This is a genomic window from Acidobacteriota bacterium (assembly GCA_030949985.1).
In the GTDB taxonomy this organism is placed as follows: domain Bacteria; phylum Acidobacteriota; class Polarisedimenticolia; order J045; family J045; genus JALTMS01.
In genome coordinates, this window is record JAUZRX010000016.1 from 1 (window position 1) to 6,640 (window position 6,640).

General features: G+C 63.1%; 3 protein-coding genes. All 3 read right to left on the reverse strand.

Annotated features, from left to right (window positions below; translation table 11 throughout):
- Positions 1 to 389: 389 nt before the first annotated feature.
- The 3 genes from Q9Q40_03645 to Q9Q40_03655 all read right to left on the reverse strand — a co-directional run bounded on the left by Q9Q40_03645 (position 390) and on the right by Q9Q40_03655 (position 6,499).
- Positions 390 to 2,231, reverse strand: a complete 1,842-nt coding sequence (locus tag Q9Q40_03645; GenBank protein MDQ7006302.1) for a hypothetical protein — start codon at positions 2,229 to 2,231, stop codon at positions 390 to 392.
- A 68-nt stretch (positions 2,232 to 2,299) separates the two neighbouring features.
- Positions 2,300 to 3,343, reverse strand: coding sequence for a hypothetical protein (locus tag Q9Q40_03650; protein ID MDQ7006303.1), 1,044 nt, complete (start codon positions 3,341 to 3,343; stop codon positions 2,300 to 2,302).
- A 99-nt stretch (positions 3,344 to 3,442) separates the two neighbouring features.
- Positions 3,443 to 6,499: a hypothetical protein gene (locus Q9Q40_03655; protein MDQ7006304.1), complete on the reverse strand. Its 3,057-nt coding sequence runs from the start codon at positions 6,497 to 6,499 to the stop codon at positions 3,443 to 3,445.
- Positions 6,500 to 6,640 lie beyond the last annotated feature (141 nt).

Genomic DNA, 6,640 nt, shown 5'->3' on the forward strand with positions numbered 1-6,640 from the left:
GTGGGTTCGTCGTTGAGTGTGACGGCAGCTGCTTTGCACATCTCGAGGAAAACGGCGCGCCACCGGTGAACGGCTTCTTCAGAACCGAGCCGCGCGGACGAGGGTGACGCAACCCTACAAAAGACACGTAGGATGGGGGTCAACTAGGTTGAACAAGGGCCTATGGAGGTGGCGAGGCAGGTCAGGATCGCAACGCGCAAGAATCACAACAGCCCTCACTCCGGCTTACACTTCCCTAACGCAGGCTCTCAGGACGAGAGCGCCTACGTTCGGGCTGTGTGATTCATGCGCTATGCAGTTCGTAGAGGAGGGAGAAGATACACGTTGCCAAACAAGGGAGTACACACGCGGGAGATTGACTCTCGGTTGTCACTTCGTGACGGTACAGGTTAGGTCTGCTTTGCGCTGGGGTAGTTCGGGCTACGTCGTGTCCGCGCTCCGTCACCCCTCCGCCGGTTAGACCCATCCGCTAGTAACGAGCTCCACTGGAGACTAGCCTTGACGCAAGCTTCGATCTTTGACAGATCAATCGGTTGTCCGCGGGAGACCTCGTCGGCGATGTTGTCGCCTGTCGAGATACGCGCCACGTACATGGTGGAACCAATGCTGCGTACCAGCTGCACGACTTGGAGTGCTAAGTCGCCAGTGCTTGCTTGCCCCGAAGGCATGTCACCGCGTTCAGCCTTGGCGATCATATGCTGTGAACTTGTGTTGTCAATCAGCAGAGTGAAAGCCCCGAGCTCGGCGAGCTCGTCGGCGAAACGTGTGACACCGCCGATCACCGCGACCGTTTCGGCCTGACCGATGTTCGGGGGTTCTTCGCGGAAAACGCCGCCGATGGCCAAAGGCATGTGGCCGGGCCGGAGAAGCACGGCTCCCCAGCCTTTCAGGCAAGCGTCGGTTGCTAGGATGCCTCGCGATGCTGACGCATCCTCCCGTGCTCGCACCATCGATGGTTCGTTGATGCGGAGCTTGTGTATCGCGCCGTTGAGGGCGGCAAACACGCAGGGGGGTGGATCAGCTGCATCCTGCCACTTGACGACGTTGCGCGAGAGCGCCGACAGGCGTCGCCGGAACCACTTGATGGCAAAGTACACGTCGAACCAGTCGCGACCGGTCGCCGCCCAGCCATAGATGAAACGGCTGATGGTCGACTCTAGGTCTTGGTTGGTCGTGGCCTCGGTGATCGGGGCGAGTCGGTCGATGAATTGCTGTCGCAATGACACCGTCTTGTTTGCAAAGTCCAGCTCCAGGCCCGCGAAGGAGGTCGATGTTTTGACCGTGTTCGTGGGTTCGTCGTTGAGTGTGACGGCAGCTGCTTTGCACATCTCGAGGAAAACGGCGCGCCACCGGTGAACGGCTTCTTCAGAACCGATCGCCATGACGTTGTCGATGTGAACGTAAATGTGGACGTTAGTCTTGCTCTCACGTTTCGCTGCCTGAGCGAGCCCGTCGACGATGATCTGCATGATCTCCGGGGCTACATCGATGCCGTAAGGGAGGCGTCGCAGTCGCCATCCTTGGTTGTTCTCGTCCAGGAAAACTAGGTTGGCGGTTGATGGGAGGTCGACCTGCGCGAAGGAAGCGGCAAGGTCGAACGCACATGCGTGCGAGCCATCATGCACGGAACGCCGGTAATCGTGAACCGAATGAAGGGAGAATTCTGATGCGTACCGCGACGTCTTCAGTAACTCTCGCGGCCAGAAAATCGGCCGCCGTCTGTTCTTTGCCGCCTCGACTACGGAGAAGTAATCGACCGCAGAGAACTTGCACTTGCCGTTGACATCGAACCATTCGCAGTAGCCGGCCGCCTCCAGCTCCTTGGCGTCCCCGACGGGTGCCTTCATGCGATGACGGCCACCGACCGAAACACAAGTCATGGTAAGAAGTTGGTCCATGCGCATGCGTTCCGCGTCGTTGAGACGCTCGCGCACGACTTGGAGCTTCAGGCCGCCGACTTTCTTCGCGTGCAACGCAAGCTTCAACTCGTCTGCCGATTGCGCCACCTTTGTTCGCCGATGACGCCGGTTGATGTGTGATACACCAAACTGCTTCTCCGTCAACGATGAGTCGACCAACTTGTCGAATTCAGACACCCACTCGGCCTTGCACAGCGCCGCGGCAATCTCGTCGTCGGGGTGTCGACGAGGTTTCGCGGGCGGTTGGGGAACCCCTCCAGCGGGCACCTGCTGCTTGCCGTGTTTGACGTGCTCGTCAACGGCAGTTGCCACCAGGTTCGCGAGAACCGTCGCAGGTTCGCGCGCGCGTCGTTGGAGTGTTCGCTGTCGCCGGTGTCCGCCTACTGACGCGTGATGAGCGACGCCAGAGGGGTGCCCATCGCTTGGGCGACGAGACGAGGGTCCGGTGCGTACCCGAGTGTCGTGTCGACGTCTTTGTGTTTGAGCATCGTCATGACCGTCGTGTGCGGAATCTCGCCTTTTGCGGCCGCCGTCCACAAACGGTGCGCCGCTCCCCGCTTCAGGGAGTGAAGGGAATAGTGCGTCATCAACGGGTTCGCCGGCCGGAGCTGTTGCCACTGCCTGCGCTTGGCTGGCGTGACTGGCCATGCCGCGAGGCACTTCTGCAGCTTCGTCCGATGTGCGTCCGTGAAGTACACTTCCAGCTCTACCTTCAACGTTGGATGCGTCACTCGCGATGTGCGCATCGTGCGCAGGAGACGGATGATCTCCGCCGCGTCCTGCACCTCCACTTGGTGATCCACTCGCGACTCGTTTTCCTGGTTCGTCTTGGTGATCGAAAAGCTGATGAACAGCACCGTCGCGTTGACGATGCGGAAGTTCGTCGGCCCCAGAAAGAGGAAGTCGCCCACTCGGCTCGCAGTCCGGTACGTGATGATGGCCAGGAGTCGAACGCTTGTATCCTGACCAGCGATCGCACGCCGCAGCTCCGCCAACATGATGGGAATCGCTTTCTTCTCCGGCGTAGTGGCTGCCACGCGTCGGAGGCCAGCTTGGAGATCCGAAAGCAAAGCACTCCACGGGGCCGCCATGTCGCCCGACAGCTGGCGCTCCAGACTCCATCTGAGGCCCGAGATGTCCTTGCGCACCGTACCAGCTGACACCTCCTCCCGGCGCGAAGAAATCACCGTTTCCAGCTGGTCCAATGCATCGTCGTCCGTCCACCGCACAGTCTGCGCCAAACGCCTGCGCCAGGTATCCGGCGCCGCGCTCGACTGCAAAATAGTTGCCATGGCATGGTACCGGGACTGGGCAGAAGAAGAGGTTGCGCGCGAACGTTGCGTTCGGGTAGCCTCCGCCGCCGCCGACAGATACACTTGCCAGGCCGCCGCCTGCGCCCCGCCGGCGCCGGCTCTGCTCTTCACCTCGCGGGTCCCGCCCGGGTCCTCGAGTTCCTTGATCGGCTGCGTTGTTGTTCTGCTGAACGTGCACGCCTGTTGGTGGGTCGGGGCTGCGTGTTGGCGTCACACGACAACCCCGCTCTCTTTTCCCACCACCTCGACATCCGCGGGGACCGTCGAGCTCGCGCGAAGACGGTCTGCGTAAGCCTTCACCGAGCTTGTCGACTGCCGCCCCGGCGAGTTCGCGCGCGTGCTTGCGGCGCCACCCGTTGTACGTGGTGGGGGAACGGTCGCAGCGCTCGCGGACGTTGCAGCGGCGGCCAAACTCTTGGCAGACACGCGCGGCGGAGGCGGCGGCGCACCTTGCTGCCCGGGTTGCTTCGCTGCCGGGCGTGCCGGCTGCTTCGTTGAGGCAGAAGAAGCGGGAGCTGCGGCGGCCGCGGCGGGCGTGGACTCGGGGTCCGGCTTGGCCGGAGTGATGTACAACTTGATCACGTGCGCGTTGTCCTTCACGATTTGCGAGGTCGTGTTCGCGCAGGCGGTGTCGGCTTGCGTGAGATGATGCGTAGCGACGTTGATCTTGGTCCACTCGGTTGCGCCCTTCGCTGCCGCGTGCACGGCACAGAGGAAGGTGTAATTGCGGAGGATAGTTTCCCAACGCACCGCGTCGGTCAAGTGGATGTCGGCTTCGGCCTTCGATTCGGCGTCAGGGATGAACTCGCGCAAAACGCCGCCGTTAGACACATCGATGCCCTTACCGACCTTCGGCTTCACTGCCCCGATGACCCAAGATGGAATCGGACGGTGGGTGTGCTCATGTTCCTGCATGAGAACGGCCGTCGCTTTCACGCGAGCCTCGTAGAACTTCAAGTGCGATGACTCCTTGAAATTTGCCTTCTCGGCCGCGGAAAGTTGGAAAGGCTTGGCGAAATCGCGGGTGAAAATAGCGCGCTCCCGGGCGGATTCGATCGTGGCGAGGTGCAGCGGGTTGACGGCGTCCAGGTTGCCGCCGCTGTGTTCGCCGGGGTAGTACTCGACGGTCCCGGTGCGTACCGTGATTGGCCGAGATCGAGGGTTCGCCACCGCCGCGGCGTCGTCGTCGGATGCCAGAGCTCGCGAAGCCCGGGCGGCCGCGGTGGCAGACCAGCGCGTCTCCTGTTGGGCAATGGAATCGCGCAGCGTGGCCAATTCTTGCTGAATGGCATCGAAGGCGAGGTCCACATCGTCCTTGTGTGACTCGGCCGCGCTAAGACGCTGTTCGAGATCGTCGATCCCGTCCCCGGCCATCGAAAGTCGCGGGTCGGCATGGCTGGGTCTCGCGTTGAGTTGCTCGATTTGGTCTTGTACCTGGCGGAAGGCCGCCCGGATGGCGTCCTCCTCGGTGTCCGACCGGCTGCGGAGCTCCTTCAACTGTGCTGCGCTTTCAGATGCTTCGCGCCGCGCGTGGACGGAGTTGCGCAGCGCCTCCGGCGCGTCTCGGCCCAGCTCATCGCACTTGCGTTGGACTTCTGCGGTGGCGCGCTCAACGCCCTTCAGGTCGTCCGCCAGATCCGCGATCTGGCTGCGCTGCGTTCGTGCTCGGTCGTTGGCATCGCGGGTCAAGCTGTCAAGTTCCGCGCGAAGATTCCCCGTCACCGTTCGAAGGTTCGAAATGAAGTCGCCGTGCTCGGCTGCCTCATTCAAAGCGCTCTGCGCCAGGGTGTAAGCCTGGTCGGCGCGTTCCCGGGTGTCCGACTGGATCTCGCGCGAGGCGCGCGAGGGGGAAACGTCTCCGGGGGACTGCGGCGGCGCCCTCGCTTCGAGGGCGAGCACACGCTGCCGTAAGTCTTCCACTCGCTCGTCCAGCTTCGTCCGCGACACTCCCGTGGCGGCCGGTCGCTGCTCTACGTGCGACAGCCGTTCGGCGAGGCGAGCGGTCGTCTCCGCCAGGCCCTCAAGGCGTTCGACGGCTTCGGCGTTGAGCCGGTCGGCGTGCCTGCCAACCTTGGCGACTTCGGTGTCCACACGGTCGAACCGCTCGGCGACGTCGCGCTGCTGCGCCTGTCGCTTCTGCTGTTGTTCGACGCCGTCGACGGCCGAGCGCAAGCCTGCGAAGTCTTTGGTCAGCCGTCGGAGCTGGGCGTCGGTGTCGGCAAGGAGATTCTTGGCGTCGCCGCCGGCACTGCCGGACGTAGCGGCGCTGCGCAGGCGTTGGACTTCCTCGGTGATGGACTTGCGCTTCGCGCGTTCATCGTCAAGACAACGCTGCAGAGAATCGTACTGCCCGCCGCGCTTCTCGCACTCGTCGCGGAACTTCCCGGAGAGTGTGGCCACTTCGTCGCGGAGGGAGCGCAGGTGGTCGTCTTGCTTGGCGACCTGAGCGCGCGACTCGGCAAGGGCGCGTCGTAACTCCTCGTTCTTGGCGTCGGCGTCGGCAACAAACTTGCGGCGTGCGTCGCCCGATCGTAGCGTGGCTTCTTGCACGTCAGCCTCCAGGTTAGAGAGTCGTTGAGCCAAAGCGGCGGTTGCTTCGCGATCGCCCCCCAACACGTCCTCGACCTGTTGGAGTTTGGCGTCGAGGTCGTGGATCGACACTCCGGATGCGTCTGAACGAGCCGCGGCGTCGGCGTCTGAGCCGTCGCGTGGCGGGGCCACACCGAAAGTGCGCGCGTTGCCGCGGCCGCCGCGGTACAACTTGACGTGGACGATCGACCAATCGCAGGTCGGGAGGCACACGGGCTTGACGTCGAGCGCTGCGTGCGCGAAACGGCATTCCAGCTCCGTGGATTCGCTGACGCGCAGGAGGTGCGTGGTGTAGCCGCCGTTCGGTCGCACAATGGTTACTTCCAAGCGGTCGTCCAGTTGGGCATCTTCGTCGCGCAAGAAACGAACGACTTCGGAAGCGCCGCGGACGTCGGGTCGTGCATCATGCACCGCATGGCGGCTTGGCACCGGAGCGGAGAACGACGGCGTGCGGCTGTGCGGTTGTTTCGACTGAGCGGTTCCGAAATCGGCCGTGCTCGGAGTGCTGCGGCCGGCGAAGACGTTCGGCGTGTTACGGCCCGAGGGTTGCTTGCTCCAGACCGGGGCACCGCTGAAGCTTGACGGCGTTGCGGCCCGACTTGCGGGACCCGCCGACGTGGTGTTGGGTTGGCCGAGCGTCGCGGCAATGGCTGCGAAGCCCGTTGGCTTGTCCGCCATCCTGTCCGCCGACCTTTAGCCGCGCGGACGAGGGTGACGCAACCCTACAAGAGACACGTAGGATGGGGGTCAACTAGGTTGAACAAAGGGCCTATGGAGGTGGCGAGGCAGGTCAGGATCGCAACGCGCAAGAATCACAAC

What these genes read in the sequence shown, in the direction of transcription:
- Q9Q40_03655 (MDQ7006304.1), bottom strand. Translation starts at nt 6,499, where the DNA reads ATGGCGGACAAGCCAACGGGCTTCGCAGCCATTGCCGCGACGCTCGGC.